The 16,004-nt window shown below is 60.6% G+C and carries 13 protein-coding genes and 1 tRNA gene; 6 read left to right on the forward strand and 8 right to left on the reverse strand.

Annotation, left to right across the window (positions count from 1 at the left end; translation table 11 throughout):
* Nucleotides 1-4: 4 nt before the first annotated feature.
* Nucleotides 5-1,108, reverse strand: coding sequence for an AbrB family transcriptional regulator (locus DD235_RS04890; RefSeq protein WP_109060869.1), 1,104 nt, complete (start codon nucleotides 1,106-1,108; stop codon nucleotides 5-7).
* On the reverse strand, nucleotides 1,105-1,692 hold the full coding sequence (locus DD235_RS04895) for a nitroreductase family protein (protein WP_109060870.1): 588 nt from the start codon (nucleotides 1,690-1,692) through the stop codon (nucleotides 1,105-1,107). The genes DD235_RS04890 and DD235_RS04895 overlap by 4 nt, the downstream gene beginning before the upstream one ends.
* 140 nt (nucleotides 1,693-1,832) lie before the next feature.
* On the opposite strand from DD235_RS04895, the gene DD235_RS04900 reads away from it, so the two are divergent.
* From DD235_RS04900 to DD235_RS04910, 3 genes are all read left to right on the forward strand, one after another.
* Nucleotides 1,833-1,908: transfer RNA gene (locus DD235_RS04900), tRNA-Ala, on the forward strand.
* A 194-nt stretch (nucleotides 1,909-2,102) separates the two neighbouring features.
* Complete coding sequence (locus tag DD235_RS04905) at nucleotides 2,103-3,251, forward strand: Fic family protein (RefSeq protein WP_109060871.1); 1,149 nt, start codon at nucleotides 2,103-2,105, stop codon at nucleotides 3,249-3,251.
* Between the two features lie 83 nt (nucleotides 3,252-3,334).
* Entirely contained in the window at nucleotides 3,335-4,156 is an 822-nt protein-coding gene (locus DD235_RS04910) for a nucleotidyltransferase domain-containing protein (protein ID WP_109060872.1), read from the forward strand.
* A gap of 29 nt (nucleotides 4,157-4,185) precedes the next feature.
* Here the strand turns inward: DD235_RS04910 and gstA are convergent, their stop codons facing one another.
* The 6 genes from gstA to DD235_RS04940 all read right to left on the reverse strand — a co-directional run bounded on the left by gstA (nucleotide 4,186) and on the right by DD235_RS04940 (nucleotide 9,664).
* Complete coding sequence (gene gstA / locus DD235_RS04915) at nucleotides 4,186-4,791, reverse strand: glutathione transferase GstA (RefSeq protein ID WP_109060873.1); 606 nt, start codon at nucleotides 4,789-4,791, stop codon at nucleotides 4,186-4,188.
* A 9-nt stretch (nucleotides 4,792-4,800) separates the two neighbouring features.
* On the reverse strand, nucleotides 4,801-5,559 hold the full coding sequence (locus DD235_RS04920) for a Crp/Fnr family transcriptional regulator (RefSeq protein ID WP_109060874.1): 759 nt from the start codon (nucleotides 5,557-5,559) through the stop codon (nucleotides 4,801-4,803).
* 118 nt (nucleotides 5,560-5,677) lie between these two features.
* The gene (locus DD235_RS04925) at nucleotides 5,678-6,979 is read right to left on the reverse strand and encodes an NnrS family protein (RefSeq protein ID WP_109060875.1); all 1,302 of its coding nucleotides are present in this window, start codon (nucleotides 6,977-6,979) and stop codon (nucleotides 5,678-5,680) included.
* Entirely contained in the window at nucleotides 6,976-7,800 is an 825-nt protein-coding gene (locus DD235_RS04930; RefSeq protein ID WP_109060876.1) for an ABC transporter ATP-binding protein, read from the reverse strand. Before DD235_RS04930 ends, DD235_RS04925 begins: the two co-directional genes overlap by 4 nt.
* Nucleotides 7,797-8,573: an ABC transporter permease gene (locus DD235_RS04935; protein WP_204524187.1), complete on the reverse strand. Its 777-nt coding sequence runs from the start codon at nucleotides 8,571-8,573 to the stop codon at nucleotides 7,797-7,799. The genes DD235_RS04930 and DD235_RS04935 overlap by 4 nt, the downstream gene beginning before the upstream one ends.
* Nucleotides 8,574-8,578: 5 nt before the next feature.
* On the reverse strand, nucleotides 8,579-9,664 hold the full coding sequence (locus DD235_RS04940) for an ABC transporter substrate-binding protein (protein ID WP_204524188.1): 1,086 nt from the start codon (nucleotides 9,662-9,664) through the stop codon (nucleotides 8,579-8,581).
* Nucleotides 9,665-9,997: 333 nt separating this feature from the next.
* Between DD235_RS04940 and DD235_RS04945 the strand changes: the two genes are divergently transcribed.
* The 3 genes from DD235_RS04945 (at nucleotide 9,998) to DD235_RS04955 (ending at nucleotide 16,001) form a co-directional block, all read left to right on the forward strand.
* Nucleotides 9,998-13,420, forward strand: a complete 3,423-nt coding sequence (locus DD235_RS04945; protein WP_109060878.1) for a TonB-dependent receptor domain-containing protein — start codon at nucleotides 9,998-10,000, stop codon at nucleotides 13,418-13,420.
* Nucleotides 13,421-13,478: 58 nt separating this feature from the next.
* A complete protein-coding gene (locus DD235_RS04950; protein WP_109060879.1) occupies nucleotides 13,479-14,387 on the forward strand; it encodes a Slam-dependent surface lipoprotein in 909 nt (302 codons plus the stop codon).
* Nucleotides 14,388-14,522: 135 nt separating this feature from the next.
* Nucleotides 14,523-16,001, forward strand: a complete 1,479-nt coding sequence (locus tag DD235_RS04955; protein WP_162300406.1) for a surface lipoprotein assembly modifier — start codon at nucleotides 14,523-14,525, stop codon at nucleotides 15,999-16,001.
* Nucleotides 16,002-16,004 lie beyond the last annotated feature (3 nt).

The raw sequence follows: 16,004 nt of genomic DNA on the forward strand, positions 1-16,004 counted from the left end.
AACGTCAGGAGGACAGACCACGCTGGCTGCGCCGTCGAGCCTGCCAGCGATACAGAGGGCCTACCGTCAACACCACGAATACCATGCGGGTCACCTGCAAGGCCGTCACCAGCGGCACGCCAAGCTGCAGCACCTTGGCCGTGATCGTCATCTCGGCAATGCCGCCCGGCGACAGCCCGAGAATCAGCGTGGGTGCGGGCAGTCCGACCCAGGGGGCCAGCAGGCTGCCCAGCGCAAACGAGCCGGTGATCATCAGACAGGTCAGGACCGCCACGATCGACAGCAGACGCGGCGCAGCCCGGAAAAAATCAGGGCGGTAGCGATCCCCCAGCGACCAGCCGATCATGAGTTGCCCTGCCCATGACACCCACTGCGGCAAGGCCGACCACTCGATCTCGTTAACAGTCAGCAGCAGTGCGAACAGCATCGGTCCAAGAACCCAGGCATTGGGCAGGCGCAGGCGTCGGAACAGCAATGCCGTGGCGCAGGTACCCGCAAACAGCGCCGCCAGTCCCGACACATCCACCGCGCGCGGTCCCGGGATGTCCGGATCGAGTCCCGCTACACCCCACCACTGGAAAATGAAGGGCACCAAAACCACCACGATCAGCACGCGCATGCTGTGGACCGAGACAACCCGGTCGGCACGGGCACCATGATGCTCAGCCAGATTTACCATTTCGCTGGCACCGCCAATCGCCGCCGAAAACCAGGCGGTACGGAAATCCAGTCCGGCAAATCGCTGCAGCACCCAGGTACCGATCAGCCCCAGGATCAGCGCATAGACCATCCCGAACAGAATCAGCGGCGTATGGTCGATGATGTGGTGCGCCACCAGCGGCGTGAAATACAGTCCCAGCGAGGTACCAATCACCCACTGGCCGGCATTGCGGACCGGCTTCGCACACCGGCTACCGACACCCGCCATGCGGGTCAGACCGGTCAGCAGCAGCGCTCCGAGCAGCCAGGGCAAGGGGATGCCTATCCAGACGGCCAGCAAGGCCCCCGCCAGCGCAATCGTGAAACCCAGTGCCAGCCGCCCGGCCCGTTCGGCCAGGGATGGCAGGACAGCAGATGCCTCAGCCGCCCTTTCCTGCTCCCGGCTCATACGGTTTCAGGCGCATGCCATTCCCGGACATGACCGGCGATCGACTCTCGTGGCTGTAGCGACGGCTGGACAGCCGGCGTACCGATCACGACATATCCCATGAAGCGATGATCCAGCGGATCAAAGCCCAGCGCTTCCTGCACCGTATCAAGTCCGGCCCCCAGGCCGGTGCTCCAGAACGCGCCGTAACCCAGGGCATGGGCTGCATTGAGAATATTCGTCACCGCTGCCCCGGTCGCCACCTCGCGCTCCCACTGCGGGATGCGATCATTGCGATGATCCAGATGGCAGGCCACGGCCAGAACGACCGGTACGTCTCCCAGCCACTGCCGGATGGCAGCCTCCTTTTCGGAAGAAACCTGGTATTGGACACTGTCTTTCATGGCCTGGATCGCCATGTCTGCCAGGCGTGCAATGGCCCCGCCACGGATCAGGCGAAAACGCCAAGGACGCAGCGCGCCATGATCCGGTGCCGACATCGCCGTCTGCAGGATACGGTCAAGCTCATCCTGGCTGGGCCCGGGCCCAGTGACCAGTTTGAACGAGCGGCGGCTTGCCAGCGTATCCAGTACATCTGTCGTCATATCGTGATCCTAATCAAGGTCGGTGAGTCAACGGAAACGGTTCATATTACGCTGTTTTGGTGCAGCCTTGCCACACCTCGGACAAAGTCCGAAAAATAGGATTAGAATAATGCCTTCGGCAAAATGCCGACCCGATTACCGGGCCGATAGCTCAGCTGGGAGAGCGCCGCGTTCGCAATGCGGAGGTCGGGAGTTCGATCCTCCTTCGGTCCACCAAAATTGACGCCTGACAGTGAACTGTCAGGCGTTTTGTTTTGGAAGGCAAGATCAAGCCGCTGACCACCACAGTAGTCAAGCGCCTGCATCGGTTCAAGTGATACGTCACAAACCAATGAAAGCCATCTTTAATTGTTGCCAGTCAAATTAAAGAATGCTTTAATTGCTCAGCAGGCTATTCAAGGCAGCTTTCAATGACACGTACAACCGGGATCTTCTCGATTTCCACGACTTTGGGCGAGTCGGTGCGTGCATTCGTGCCACATCCTTTGCCGCCATCCAATCCTGGCCTATCCCCCGAGGTGTTCACTGACCTCAACCGGCAGGCCGAGCTGTCGCTTGCACGTCTGTCGGGCGTATCCGGCCTGGTGCCGTCGGTGGACTGGCTGTTGTACAGCGCCATCCGCAAGGAAGCCTTGCTCACGTCGCAAATCGAGGGTACGCAGGCCACACTCACCGACCTCTTCGACGAGGAAGCAGGCTTCAAGGTCAGCAACACCGATGATGTGGAGGAAGTGACCAACTACTTGCACGCCTTCCGCTGGACTCAAGAGCAATTGCGCGATCCCAAAGGGCTGCCCATCAGTGTACGGCTATTGTGCGAGGCACACCGACGTCTGCTGGACGGGGCGCGCGGCGCAGGCAAGCAGCCGGGCGAATTGCGTCGGTCACAAAACTGGATCGGTGGCACGCGGCCCGGCAATGCCGTTTTCGTACCGCCACCGCCGGAGCGCGTTGCCACGCTGCTGGCGGATATGGAGCGGTTCATTCACGACACGGCGACAGATTTACCACCCCTGGTCAAGGTGGCGCTCATTCACGCGCAGTTTGAAACCATCCACCCTTTCCTCGATGGCAATGGGCGCATCGGTCGCCTGCTGATCGCGGCCCTGTTCGAGCATTGGGGACTGCTGTCTGAGCCCTTGATGTACCTCAGCGGCTACCTCAAGCAACATCAGTCTGAGTATTACCGTCGCCTGTCGGCCATCCGCACGGAAGGAGATTGGGAGTCCTGGATGAGATTTTTTCTGGAAGGCATCATCACCGCCGCTGGCGATGCGGAAAAAAACATCATTGAGGTGGCCAGTCTGGTCGCCGCAGACCGCAAACACCTGTTGCAATCTGCTAAAGCGGGCCCCGCCAGCTACCGGCTGTTCGAAATGCTGCCAATGATGCCGCGCTTCACTATTGAACGTGTGCGTCAGCAACTCGATACCAGCTTCCCCACCGCAACAGCAGCTGTCAAAGTACTGGAAAACCTGGGCATTGTGACCGAAATGACCGGACAGAAAAAAAACCGCAGTTACAGCTATCAGGCTTACATCAATCTGCTGACCCGATAGGGCATGTCATCAATCAATTTCCTACCGTTGAAAACGGGACTCCCACTAACATAGAGGGATCATGAGCAAAATTTGTGGCACCCATGAATAGCGACCACCCCATCGATCCCGACGTTCGCGAGAACATACAGGCCAGACTGTCAGCCATCGAAACCGAGCACAATGTCCGTGTGCTCTACGCCTGTGAATCCGGTAGCCGCGGCTGGGGCTTCGCCTCGCCTGACAGCGATTACGATGTCCGTTTCATCTACGCTCCGTCCCTGCCCTGGTATCTGCAGGTCAGCCCGCAACGCGACGTCATCGAACTGCCGATTTCCGATCTGCTGGACATCAACGGCTGGGAACTGCGCAAAACGCTGGGGCTTCTCAAAAAAGGCAATGCCACGCTGGTCGAGTGGCTGGACTCACCGGTCGTCTATCGGGCGGATCCGGTGTTTTTGCACGATATGCGCACAGCCATTCAGCAGGTTCACAACGCCGAACGCTCATTTCATCACTACGTGCATATGGCGCGCAAGAACTATCGAGAGTATTTTCAAGGCGATCGTGTCCGCCTGAAAAAATACCTCTACGTACTGCGTCCGCTCCTGGCAACGCTCTGGATAGAACAACAGCGGGGGATACCGCCGATGCGCTTCCAGGCGTTGGTCGAGGACATGGTGACGGCACCGGATGTACGCAAGGCCATTGACCAGCTTCTGGTGATCAAGCGTGCTGCCATGGAATCAGAGTACGGTCAGCCACTGCCGGCCCTGAATGCATTCATCGATCACGAACTGTGCCGGCTCGAATCGGTCTTGCCGCCGCTGTCGCGAGATCTGGATCATTCGATGCTGGATTGTTTGCTGATGGAGACCGTGCTGCGCCTCAGCCACACCACACCGGCTTCCACATTATCGGATTGAAAGTACCGCCAGCTTTCCGGCATCTATCGTCAAACCAGCCCCTGCTCCTGCAGGCTACGCTGTACAGCCGGACGTGCAGCAACTTCAGCCATGAAGTGCTGCAATCGGGCAAAGCCGGAAATATCGAATTCAACCAGCCGAGCCCAACCCAGCACGGTCCATAGATAGGCATCGGCCACGGTAAACGTCGCCCCTGTCAGGAAAGGTCCGTCAGCCAATTCTGTTTCGACATAGCCGAACCGCTGCGTCAGCAGAACGCGACTGGCGGCACGCGTCTCTTCGGGGATGCCGGGGCGAAACAACGGGCTGTAATTCTTGTGCAATTCGGTCGAAATGAACGACAGCCATTGCTGGACCTTGTAGCGCTCGAATGCACCGGCCTGCGGCATGAGACCGCTGTCAGGCTTGAGATCCGCCAGATATTGGCCCAGCACGGACGCCTCGGTCAGTGTCCTGCCATCATCCAGCACCAGGGCCGGCACATAGCCATTGGGATTGATTTCCAGATAATTGGTACCGTCTTCGGTTTTCTTGCTGGCCAGCTTGACCTTGACCAAATCCAGCGTAATGCCGGCCTCGTTGGCGACAATATGGGGCACCAGCGCACAGGTACCGGGCGAATAATAGAGTTTCATGTTCTACCTTCAACGAAAATTGCAACAACCAAACAGGTCGCTGCCCAGATCAGTATCATGCCAGGCTTCACTTGCCTTGCGCGAAGGCGGCGGCAACCCGACACTGCGATGCAAGCCATCGACATCCAGCAGGACCCAATCCCGATTGCGACCATCGAGCAGGCCCGTGCGCTTGAAATGATTGAGCTGCCGCGAAAGGGTTTCGGGCGCGATGTTGAGCTGTCGTGCCAGCGCGCCGCCCGATACCGGGAAGTGAATACGCCTGCTGCGTTGCTCGCGACTCAGATCGATCAGATGCAGAACCAGGCGCTGACTGGCATTGCCGATGGTCAGATGATCGATACGGTTGACTGCCTGATAAATCCGCGCCGACATGGTTGCCAGTAACTGCATGGCAAAATCAGCGGACTGCCGCGTCAAGTCCAGCAGCGTAGTGCGCGTCACACGGTACAGGCATACCGCCGTCTCGGCCTGTGCCGACAGCGGATAGCGGCACGGCTCGGCAAACATGGCCGTTTCGGCAATCAGATCGCCCGGCGACACAACCTGGAACACCTTTTCATTGCCTTCATGATTGGGGCGGTACAGACGCACCTGCCCTTCCTTGACCAGGTAGAAGGCCGTGGCAGGCTCATCGGTATGAAAAATATGCTCGCCCGCCTGCGCACTCACGGTGACCGCGCCGCACGCCAGGGTACGCAGCATCTCGGGGGCCATCTCCCGGAACAGGCGGCTCGAAGACAGGGCCGCAATCAGATCATTTTGCATGGTGAGTCAGTCAATACGCGCTCCCGCCGGACCGAAACGGCGGCATCCCCGGCCCGGACATCCGGACCATCATCTCCCGATTCTCTCACTAACGAGAATCATTGTCATATATTTGTTTTCAACCGCAACCACCACCATGCCCGTGCGTATGCGCATCGACAGGCTCGGCACATCCCGTCTGCCCATCCGTGCGAGGCCGTGCCAATATCGGCCACATCCTTGCAAAATACGCCCCAAACGCCAACATCCACAGCACGCCAGCCAGCGCCAGCAACCAGGGATACCAGGCAGCACCCAGGGGCAGGCCGGCCAACGCCCTCAGGCAGGCTGCCACACCAAGCGCCTGCGCCGACAACGGCACCCAGGCACGCACATCCAGCCAGTGACCGCAGTGCTGGCGACCGGCAATGCACATGACGGCAAAGATCGACAACCCCATCGCACCGATCATCAACAGATGCCGCCCCGGCGACAACGTCCAGGGAGCCTGCAGCCAGGACAGGCCCATCAGGCCATAGCCCAGCGCCAGCATCCAGTAACAGGCATACAGCATCAAGGCCCAGCGGTTGAAAAGTGGCCGGCCGATGTGCCAGTCATTGAGCAGGCCGAACACGGCGGCGCAGGCCGCCAGGGCGCTCCAGCCGATCACGCCGGCGGGCGCGCCTGAAAACTCCAGCACACTGCACAGCACAATGGCAAAAATGGCGAAATTGCGGCGTGGCGGCCGCGCCAGATAGACCGGTGTATCGGGCAGAGGATCATGCATCACACCCGCCACGATCCGACTGTTGACGATCCGCATGGATATCCGGCTGGCTGCCACGATCACCAGCACCATCAGTCCTCCCACCGCCGCATACAGCCAGCGCAAAGGGTCGGCCTGCTGCAGCAGCGCTGCAAAAAAACCAGCCTGCAGCACGCCCAGCACCAGCAACGCATACAGAAAAGCCAAGTGTGGCCGTCCTGTCGCGACCCAGACACGCGGTGCCACCAGGTACAGCAGCAATACCGTGACGGCACCATTGCCGAGTACGGCCAGCGCAATGGCCAGTCCTTGCGGCAGCGCGGGTGCCAGCAGCCAGGCCAGTCGCGCCGCCAGCCAGCACAGGCAGGTTGCAGCAATATGTGCGCGCGACGGCGCGGCAGTCTGGGTAAATTCGGGCGCGGCCGCCATCAGGAACCCGGCCACGGCAGCCAAGCCATAGCCATACAACAACTCATGCGCATGCCAGGCCACGGCACCACCCGGCATGCCGGCCAGCCAATGCACCACGGCCGGCTGACCGGCACTGAACAGCAGCCAGGGAGCCATCAGCAACACCGCACTTCCCGCTGTCAGCAGAAAAAAAGGCCGCACGCCGCACAGCATGAGCGGATGTGTCAGCAACGCATGCCAACGGCCAGACAGAAAACCCATCATGCCTCGCACTCCAGTTCGAAACCACGCCGCACGGCCTCGACCTGCATCAGCTCACCTGCCGTACGATGCACCCAGACGTCGTCGCGCTGTGCCCAGGCGCAATCGAGCCGTTGAACATGCACGATGCGTCCCGGTGTCGCCATCATCACGATGCGATCCGCCAGCCGCACGGCCTCCATCATGTCATGCGTGATCATCAGCATCGAGCAATGCCGATCTTCGATATAGCCACGCACCAGCCGATGCATTTCCGCACGCAGGCCGACATCAAGCGCCGAGAACGGTTCATCCAGCAGCAACAGATCAGGATCCACCGCCAGTGCCCGCGCCAGCGCCACCCGGCTCTGCATGCCGCCCGACAGCTCGTGCGGATATTTGTCGTAGTCATTGACCGACAGCTCCATGCGGGCCGCCAGCGCTGCCGCCAGCCGACGCCGGGCCTCGAACGATACGCCGCGGGCCCGCAGGCCAAGGGCAATATTGTCCAGCACGGCGCGCCAGGGCAACAGCCTGGGCTGCTGGAACATGCAGCCCAGACTCAGGAAGTCATTTTCGACCTTGCCCTGGTCTGGCACGAGCAACCCGGCGATCACATGCATCAACGTGCTCTTGCCGCAACCTGACGGCCCGACCAGTGCCACACTCTCACCCGGCATCATGGCGAAATCGATATGCTGCAGGACTTCAGTCAGGCCATAGCGGTGGGAAATGCCACGCAACCTCAGGCCCGCGCCATCCGGTACTGCGTCTCGCAGCAATGCAGCATCGTGCCGCGTGATGCAATCACCTGCCTCGGGCGGCATGCTCTGGTGCGTGTTCATGCCGTCCTCCAGCGTTCGACCCGGCGCTTGATCGGTTCCAGCACCAGGTATTCGACTGCCAGCAGCAAACCGAGAATGGCCGCGATCCAGGCCAGCGAGGCCTCGGTATCCAGGTGCGAGCGCGACACAGCCAGTGCTGCGCCCACCCCATCGGGCGCACTCAGCAGCTCGGCCATGACCACGACTTTCCAGGATGAGCCCAGGGCCGTGATCCAGGCAGGAAACAGATAAGACAGCATGTGCGGCAGGTAAAGCTCGGTAAACAGCAGGCGGCGCGGCAGCCGGTAGGCCCGGGCCATGTCCCGCAAGCCACCATCCAGCGTGCGCGCACCCTGCATCGCGGCCGCGAATACTACGGGGAAACAGGCCACCAGCACCGTGAACACCGGTGTGATGTCACCCGTGCCAAACCACAGCATGGCCAGCACCAGCCATGCGATCGGCGGCATGCCCACCAGCAGCGTGACCAGCGGACGCGACACCATGGCGGCCGTCATGGACAATCCGGCCAGCATGCCCAGCAGGCTGCCTGCCGCCAGCGCCAGGGCGAATCCCAGCATCGCGCGCCGGGCCGATACCGCCAGTTCGCCCCATGCGCCGCCCTGAACCAGCATATCGCCGAGCCGGCCAAATACGGCCATCGGTGCCGGCAGGGCCAGGTCGCCATAGACGTGCGCGCCCCACTCCCAAGCGGCCATGAACAGACAGAGGCTGGCAATCGCGCCCCAGCCGCTCCAGAGATACGACAATGTAGCAGCCAGCGCCCTGCGCATGCCGTTCACCTGACGGGCTCCTCGCCCGCCGCCGCAGCGGCATAGAATCCGTCATCCGGCAGCCGTCCACCCACCAGGGCCGGCTCGCTTTCCAGCAAGCGTCCGTAGAAATATTCAAGTTCGCCACGCGCCTGCGCAGCCGATGCCAACCGCGCCGGGGTATGCCGCAGTGCCTCGGCCACGGCGTCAGCCTGCAGCATATCGATATGCCGGGCAACCAGCGCACCACACTCGTCAGGCTCAGCCAGACACCAGGCATGGGCGGCCTCGTAGGCCTGCGCAAAACGCTGCATCAGGGCAGCATCTTCGCGTACCGCGCCCAGCGCCACGATCCCGGCCTGCGGAATCTGCGGTGCCCGCTCCAGCACTCGCCCCCACTCCTGCTGCAGATCGACGCTGCGATACAGATCGGGAGCCACGATGCTGGCCGGGAACGACTGCGACTTGCGCAGCACCATCGACGTGGCCGGCTCGGACAGCAAGGCATGATCGACCTTTCGCGACATCAGCAATTGCGCGGCATCCATCGGCGTGGCGACATAGCGCAGCGTGAAATCACGGCGCGGGTCCAGCCCCTGCTCGCGTGCCAGCAATTGGAACAGGATGTCCGGCATGTCGGCGCGGAACGGAATGGCGATCTCCTGCCCCTTGAGATCGGCCAGGGTCGCCAGACCTGGCTGGCGCGACAGGATGGACAACATGCCCCACACGGAGATATTCGCCAATTGCAGGGGCACGCGACGGTTATAGAGGTTGGCCGCCACATTGGAAGGCATGGCGACGAAATCAGCCCCCTGTTCCAGCGCCAGCGCACGCAGATGGTCGGGGTCCCGCCATTGACTGAAAGTCAGGTGAATGCCCGCATCGGCCAGCGCCTGGGTCTCGACCATGCGCAGCAATGGAAAAGTGACGGTCGCCCCTGGCCCGGACAGCCTGATCTGGCGCAGGCCATCGGCCGAGGCCACCTGCACATCCGCTGCCTGCACAGTCAGCGGTGATAACGCCCACAACGGCAGCGCAGCAGCGACACCCAGCAACTTGCGACGCATCGGGCGCAGGTGAGGTGGACAGTTCATCGGCAGGTACGGCATCGTCGGCTCCAGTCGGTCAGGTACGCACATACATGCGCATGGCATGCATCGACCTGCATTTTACGGCGCTCATCGTGGCATGAAGATCGACCCTGCTCAACGGAGGAGTATCCGGCGGGCAGCACCCTGATCGCAATGATAATTGTCATTGGCAATGGGTTTCGGGCGGTTCTCCATGAAAAATTCTCATTTTGATAATTATCATTCTTGTTTGCAATCTCACAAAGACACAATAGCTTCCGCCGTGCGGCATGGAGCCTCGATCACAGAGGGCCGCGCGACTTTCCGTTCCAGATACGACAACAGACAGGAAAGGCCGGGAGCCAGATCAAGATGCAACACCGTTTTACCCTCAGACCCCTACCCTTGCTGCTGGCCGCCCTCTGGGCCACCAGCGTCCAGGCACAGCCGGTACAGCCGGCCGACCCGAGCGGATCACATCGTGCTGCACAGCAGAATGCCGGTGCATCCGAGGTGCGCGAGATGCAGACCATCGAAGTGCGCGGCATCGGCCCCACTCCAGACGAACAGGGTGCCGACGAGGTGTTCCACAAGAACGTCTCCAACGTCTACATCGGTAGGGAAGAAATAGAACGCTACCGCATCGATGCCGCCGGCGATGTCCTCAAGGGCCTGAATGGTGTCTACAACATGAACACCCGTACGGCAGGCGGTGCCATCACCCCCAACATCCGTGGCATTTCCGGCAAGGGGCGCATCCCCGTCACCATCGACGGCACCGAGCAGACGGTCGACGTCTGGATGAACAACTATGGCGTGAGCGACCGCAACTATGTCGATCCGGCCCTGTTCCGCAGCATCGCCGTGGACAAGAGTCCCGACCTGAGCCGGGGCATGAAGCCCGGCGTGGGCGGCTCGGTGGCCATCCGCACCATCGAGGCTGACGACATCCTGCTCGAAGGCGAGACATGGGGTCTGATGCTGCGCACCGAAGCGTCCAACAACAGCGTACGGCCACAGAACGAGCTGGGCCAGTACCTGGGACGGGACTATCGCACGATCGGTGCCACGGCCGATGGCGCAGGCGGCGGCATGGACCCCTACGACAGCAGCAAGTTCAGCCCCTATGCCCTGAAAATCGACGATCTGGCACCTCCGCGCAACCACAGCGGTCGCGACGATCTACGCTTTGGCGGCGACCAGTCGATCATGCTGGCCGGGGCCTTCAAGACCGACCTGAGCGACGGCCTGCTGGCCTACACCTACCGCGACAAGGGCAATTACTTCGCCGGTCGGCACGGTGCCGACGGCTACCGCGACAACCCCGTCTACGACCTGGACGGCTGCGGCATCGAGTGCAAATCCTCGGCCGCCTTCGTCCCCAACATGGCCGCGATGTATGCCCCTGGCGACGAGGTATTCAACAGCAATACCCGCAACGAAACCTGGCTGGCCAAGAACAACTGGAACCTGCCCAACGGCCAGAAAATCAGCCTGCAATACATGCGCAACGATATCGTCTTTGGAGAGATCAACCCTTTCCAGTCGAGCTTCAACCTGAACTTCCACCAAGCCAATCCGATGTATCGCAACGGCATGGCCCCCCAGACGCAGAGCACCAACTCGCATATCCGCAGCAACACCTACAAACTGGGCTATGAACTCAAGCCCGAGGGCAACCGCTGGATCGACCTGGAAACCAGCCTGTGGCGCGTCAAGACAGACAGCGAGCGCCACCAGAGCGGTGGCATGTCACTGGGGGTCAACAATCCGGACCAACTGCATGACAACTGGTATTACTGCAATGTGCGCAACCAGGTACCGCCAGACTATGCCGACTATGGCTGGTCCTGCGCCGATCTCGGCGGCATGTTCGGCTTTGATGCCAATACCACGCGCGACCAGATTCTCGCCCTCTCCAAGGACTGGTTCGGTGATGCCGACCGCACGGTGGTCTCGGGTGCGCTGCAGCGCACCCAGGTGACCCGCGACGGTGCCAGCCTCAGCAACCGCTTCAAGCTCACGCCGACCTTCAACCTGACCCTGGGTGCCGATTTCCAGCGCGAGCGTCTGGACGAAGAAAACACCATCGTCAACAGCCAGGACCTGTTCAATCAGTATGGCATGGCCACCGGCCTGGCCAAGCTGGCCGGCCCACGCGGTGGCAAGCGCCAGGAATGGGGCCTGAACCTGGTCATGAACTGGCAGGCCACCTCCCGGCTGAGCGTGCAGGCGGGCATACGCTATCACCGGTTCTGGGTGCGCGACGAGGCGCTGGCGCGCGAACGTGCCAATCGCAATGCGCGGTTTGCCTGGGGTGGAGGAGCCGAGAGATATATCGCAGGATTTTCCTTGCCCTACTGGAAGCTTGTTCCAGACGATACCGCCAAGAGTCTTAAAGAAGTCATTGCCCTGGAGAATGAATTCAACAAGCTTCTTAAGACCCAACAGCCATACGAAGAAGCACTGACCAAGGCTCAAGCGGCAAGAAAGACTTTTGAAGAAAAATATGGGAGCCGCGATTCTTATCAGCATGTACGCGCTATTGGCGCGGATATACCTCATTGGAACTACGACCAGGATCTAAGCCAAACAGCCATCTACCAACTGGTGACTGACAACATCATTCCTTTCCAAAATGGCAAACCGGATGCATCCCAGAATCGGCTGAATCCGGAAATTTTCAGTGAAACCACAACAGATCCGCAACCAGACACCCAAGGTACTTACTACAAATATTTAACAGGCATTCAATTCGGCATAGATCCTTACGAGGCTAAAAAAGACACGCCCATAGACACCAGAAATATCGATACGAGCAGCTACAACGAACAGGAAATTAACGATCTGGTATTGACCACCAATCCAACACCAAAAGCCGCTCTCAAAGACATAACAGAAAACCAAAAATGGGCGCAGCCGCAAAAAATGACCGGTGATGCCTGGGCCCCCATGCTGGCACTGACCTTCGCCCTGACCGACAACCAGCGCCTGTTCGCCCGCTATGCGGAATTGACGCGCTTTCCCAGCCTGTACGAGGCGACCTCGTCTTCCATCGCCGGCCTGATCAGCCAGCCGACCACGCCCGGCTTCGACCTCAAGCCCGAGCGCAGCCGCAACTGGGAGGTTGGCTACGGCTTTGACTTCACGCCCTTTTGGGACAGGCTGGAATATGGCGACGTGCGCCTGACGTATTTCGACAATACGATCGAGAACGTCATCGACACCACCGACGACCGCAGCATCACCCAGTACGACAAGAAGATCACCCGTGGCCTGGAGCTGCAGAGCCGCATCGATACCGGCGGGTTCTTTGCCTCGCTGGGCGGCACCTACCGGCTCAAGAACGTCACCTGCGATACCGACATGGCCTTCGCCTACGACATGTACCTGCAGCGGGTGCCGGAATGCATCGAGGGCGGCTTCGGTGCCACGCGTTTCTATCAGTCGCTGCAGCCCAAATACTCGATCAACGTCGACCTGGGCACGCGTCTGTTCAACCGCCAGCTCGAGCTGGGCCTGCGCGGCATCTACCACGGCAAGGTCGAAACCAAGCAGTATGATCGCCTGCTTGCGCAGGGGCTGGAACGGATTTTCACCACCACTGGCAAGCCCTATCACTGGCGTCCCACCCTGTTGCTGGATGCCTATGGTCGCTACCAGATCAACAAGAACCTGGCCGTGCATGCCAGCGTGACCAACCTGACCAATCGCTATTACCTCGACCCCATGTCCAACGTGCCTACGCCCGGCCCTGGCCGCACAGTCACGCTAGGCATGCAGCTTCAGTTCTGAGTTTTTGCCGGTTTTCCAAAAACCGGTCCTTTCCCATGTTCCTCACAAGGAGAACAGCATGTCCAAGCGCATTCTCGCAGTGGCTTTGATGGCTTCGGTCGTATCGGCGCATGCCGCCGTGATCGGCGGCTCTACGAATACATCCAAGATCGACCCCAAGGCCTCCACCCTACTGCCGTTCGGTGCCGACAAGCCGGGCCTGTCCATCAATGGGTCTTCCATCGTCATCAATCTGGAGGACGGCCCCATCAAGCACATCAACCAGAAATACAGCAATACGCCGATCAACAGCAGTCCCACCCAGAACGTCAATGGCGCGCTGAATCCGAAATACCTGACGCTGAAAGACGTCAACCCGGTCATCGGTCTTTTCACCAATCCGACGCTGGGCCAGGTCTGGTACGAAAAACGCGCCTACGACACGCAGATCTACAGCGTGCGGCAAATCGCCGATCCGGCCATCCCGGCCGCGCCCAAATTCGGCGGCCTGGTGATCGCCAAGGTCCCCAACCTGCCGGCCGGCACCTCGGTCTATTTCGGTGAGTGGGCGCCACGCGCCGGCAATCCCAGCACCGGGTCCGATACCAACCTGAACCTGAACAGCGCGGACCATACCGTGTGGTACGTCGGTGAAAACCCGACCGGCAATACCACCGGGCTGGCGACCGCCAACTACAACGTACTTGGCGTCAACCAGCACACACCCGGACAAAATGATTTCTACACCGGCGTACTGACGGCAGCGTTCGGATCTGCGAACCCTAGCCTCAGTGGGAGTTTGGTCCGCGGTTCAGACCAGATCAATTTTGCAGGTACTGTGATCAACAACACCAATGGCACCTTCGCCAAGGGCAATGAGATCAAGGGCCAATTCTACGGCGCAGGTGCCGCAGCCCTGGCCGGTTACACGACGCGAGGCACCACTGACACTCGTGACGACATTGCCTTCGGCGGCCGCAAGCAGTAATCCAGGCTGAAGCCAGACCGCATGCAGGACACGCAACCCGTCCTGCATGCCGGGCGGCATCAGTCGCTGATTCCGCCCGCTCCGGCTCCATCACCGATTCGCACTATTCCCGTTCGCCCTACCCGATGGCAGATCATGAAACTTCCGCTGCACCCGCTCCTGCTGACCTGCTTCCTGTTGCTGGCGCTGCCGCCTGCAGTCCAGGCCAACGATGACGATACCCGTTTCCTGCTGGATGCCACCCGCCAGCGCATGGAGCGTGAACAACGCGGCGGCTGGCTGCCGGATACGCCATCAGTTGAAGGACGGCGCATCGTCATCGAGGGGCAGGAATACCGCGTGGGAGAAAGCGCGGATGAACTGGCGCTGGGGATCTACTACGCCATCAATTTCCAGCAATGGCACAAGGTCGAGGAGTTTCTCTCCAAATACCGGCTGCTGGCCGGTCACCAGCCCGCGCTGGTGCTGCTGGCCGAGGGCCTGGTGGCGCGAGCGCGAGGCGATATCGGCACGGCGCTGGACAGGCTGGAAGCTGCCGAACAGGCCGCACCCGGTGACGTCCGCATCCAGCTAGAACTGGCGCGCGCCTACGCCGAGGACTACCAGAACCGGGAGGCCATCCGCCAATTCGACCTGGCCGAGCAAGGTAATATCCCGGACGCGACCCGGCAGGTCATCCGCGGCAATCTCGACGCCATCGCACAACGCAGCCGCTGGCACGGTTCATTCAGTATCGGGCGTGGCTACAACAACAATATCAACCAGGGCAACGGTGCCGAGCAGTGCATTGCCGGCATACTGGACATCTGCTTCGTGACCGAAGCGCTGCCCAAGCCCATCGGTTCTTTCTTCACCGGCTATCAGGCCACGCTGCAACGCAGCGTGCCGCTCGCGGGACACCACAACCTGCTGCTGCGCGCCCTGGCCTACGGTGCCCAATACGACAGCAAGGACCACCAGAACATCTATCTGCAGGACAACAGCGACAATACGACCTTGCTGCAGGCTGGCTACAACTTCAAGAATGCAGCCACCGAGTTCACCCTGTCCCCCACTTTCGAACACTACTATCGGGATGGTCATACCAACTACACCGCGCCGGGGCTGGACCTGAGCCTGACGCGCGATCTCGGCCCACGCTGGTCCCTGCATACCCAGGGCAGCACCAAGCGCTATCATTATTCGGATACCGAAAAACAGTATTTTGCCGATTACACCCTGGCCTCCGGCGGCTTTGGCATCAGCCACAATTTCTCACCGCTGGCGTCGGTCTATGCCGGCATGGACTGGACCCGTCGCAAATACGACTGGGATGCCTCCAGCAGCCGTGAACAGGCCGTGCGGATCAGTGCCTTCAAGCTGTTCGAAAGCGGTATCTACGTCAACGCGATGGCCATCTACCGGGACAGCCGCTACGATGCGACGACTTTCCTGTCGGACTCGCCGCGCCACGATACCCAGAAAATGCTGATTGCCGCAGTCGGTGCGCCGCGTTGGACGATCGGCGGTTTTTATCCGGAAATCCGATTCAAGCGTGTCATCAACCGCAGCAACCTGCTCTACTACGGATACCGGCAGAGCGAAGTCTCGCTGAACTTCAAATACAACTTCTGAGGC

Origin of the sequence: Corticimicrobacter populi, from assembly GCF_003123725.1 — a bacterium.
In the GTDB taxonomy this organism is placed as follows: Bacteria; Pseudomonadota; Gammaproteobacteria; order Burkholderiales; family Burkholderiaceae_B; genus Corticimicrobacter; species Corticimicrobacter populi.

Coding starts and splice junctions, on each gene's coding strand:
- DD235_RS04930 (WP_109060876.1), bottom strand. CDS start 7,800: ATGAACACGCACCAGAGCATGCCGCCCGAGGCAGGTGATTGCATCACG.
- DD235_RS04895 (WP_109060870.1), bottom strand. CDS start 1,692: ATGACGACAGATGTACTGGATACGCTGGCAAGCCGCCGCTCGTTCAAA.
- DD235_RS04955 (WP_162300406.1), top strand. CDS start 14,523: ATGAAACTTCCGCTGCACCCGCTCCTGCTGACCTGCTTCCTGTTGCTG.
- DD235_RS04905 (WP_109060871.1), top strand. CDS start 2,103: ATGACACGTACAACCGGGATCTTCTCGATTTCCACGACTTTGGGCGAG.
- DD235_RS04890 (WP_109060869.1), bottom strand. CDS start 1,108: ATGAGCCGGGAGCAGGAAAGGGCGGCTGAGGCATCTGCTGTCCTGCCA.
- gstA (WP_109060873.1), bottom strand. CDS start 4,791: ATGAAACTCTATTATTCGCCCGGTACCTGTGCGCTGGTGCCCCATATT.
- DD235_RS04950 (WP_109060879.1), top strand. CDS start 13,479: ATGTCCAAGCGCATTCTCGCAGTGGCTTTGATGGCTTCGGTCGTATCG.
- DD235_RS04925 (WP_109060875.1), bottom strand. CDS start 6,979: ATGATGGGTTTTCTGTCTGGCCGTTGGCATGCGTTGCTGACACATCCG.
- DD235_RS04945 (WP_109060878.1), top strand. CDS start 9,998: ATGCAACACCGTTTTACCCTCAGACCCCTACCCTTGCTGCTGGCCGCC.
- DD235_RS04940 (WP_204524188.1), bottom strand. CDS start 9,664: ATGCCGTACCTGCCGATGAACTGTCCACCTCACCTGCGCCCGATGCGT.
- DD235_RS04910 (WP_109060872.1), top strand. CDS start 3,335: ATGAATAGCGACCACCCCATCGATCCCGACGTTCGCGAGAACATACAG.
- DD235_RS04920 (WP_109060874.1), bottom strand. CDS start 5,559: ATGCAAAATGATCTGATTGCGGCCCTGTCTTCGAGCCGCCTGTTCCGG.
- DD235_RS04935 (WP_204524187.1), bottom strand. CDS start 8,573: ATGCGCAGGGCGCTGGCTGCTACATTGTCGTATCTCTGGAGCGGCTGG.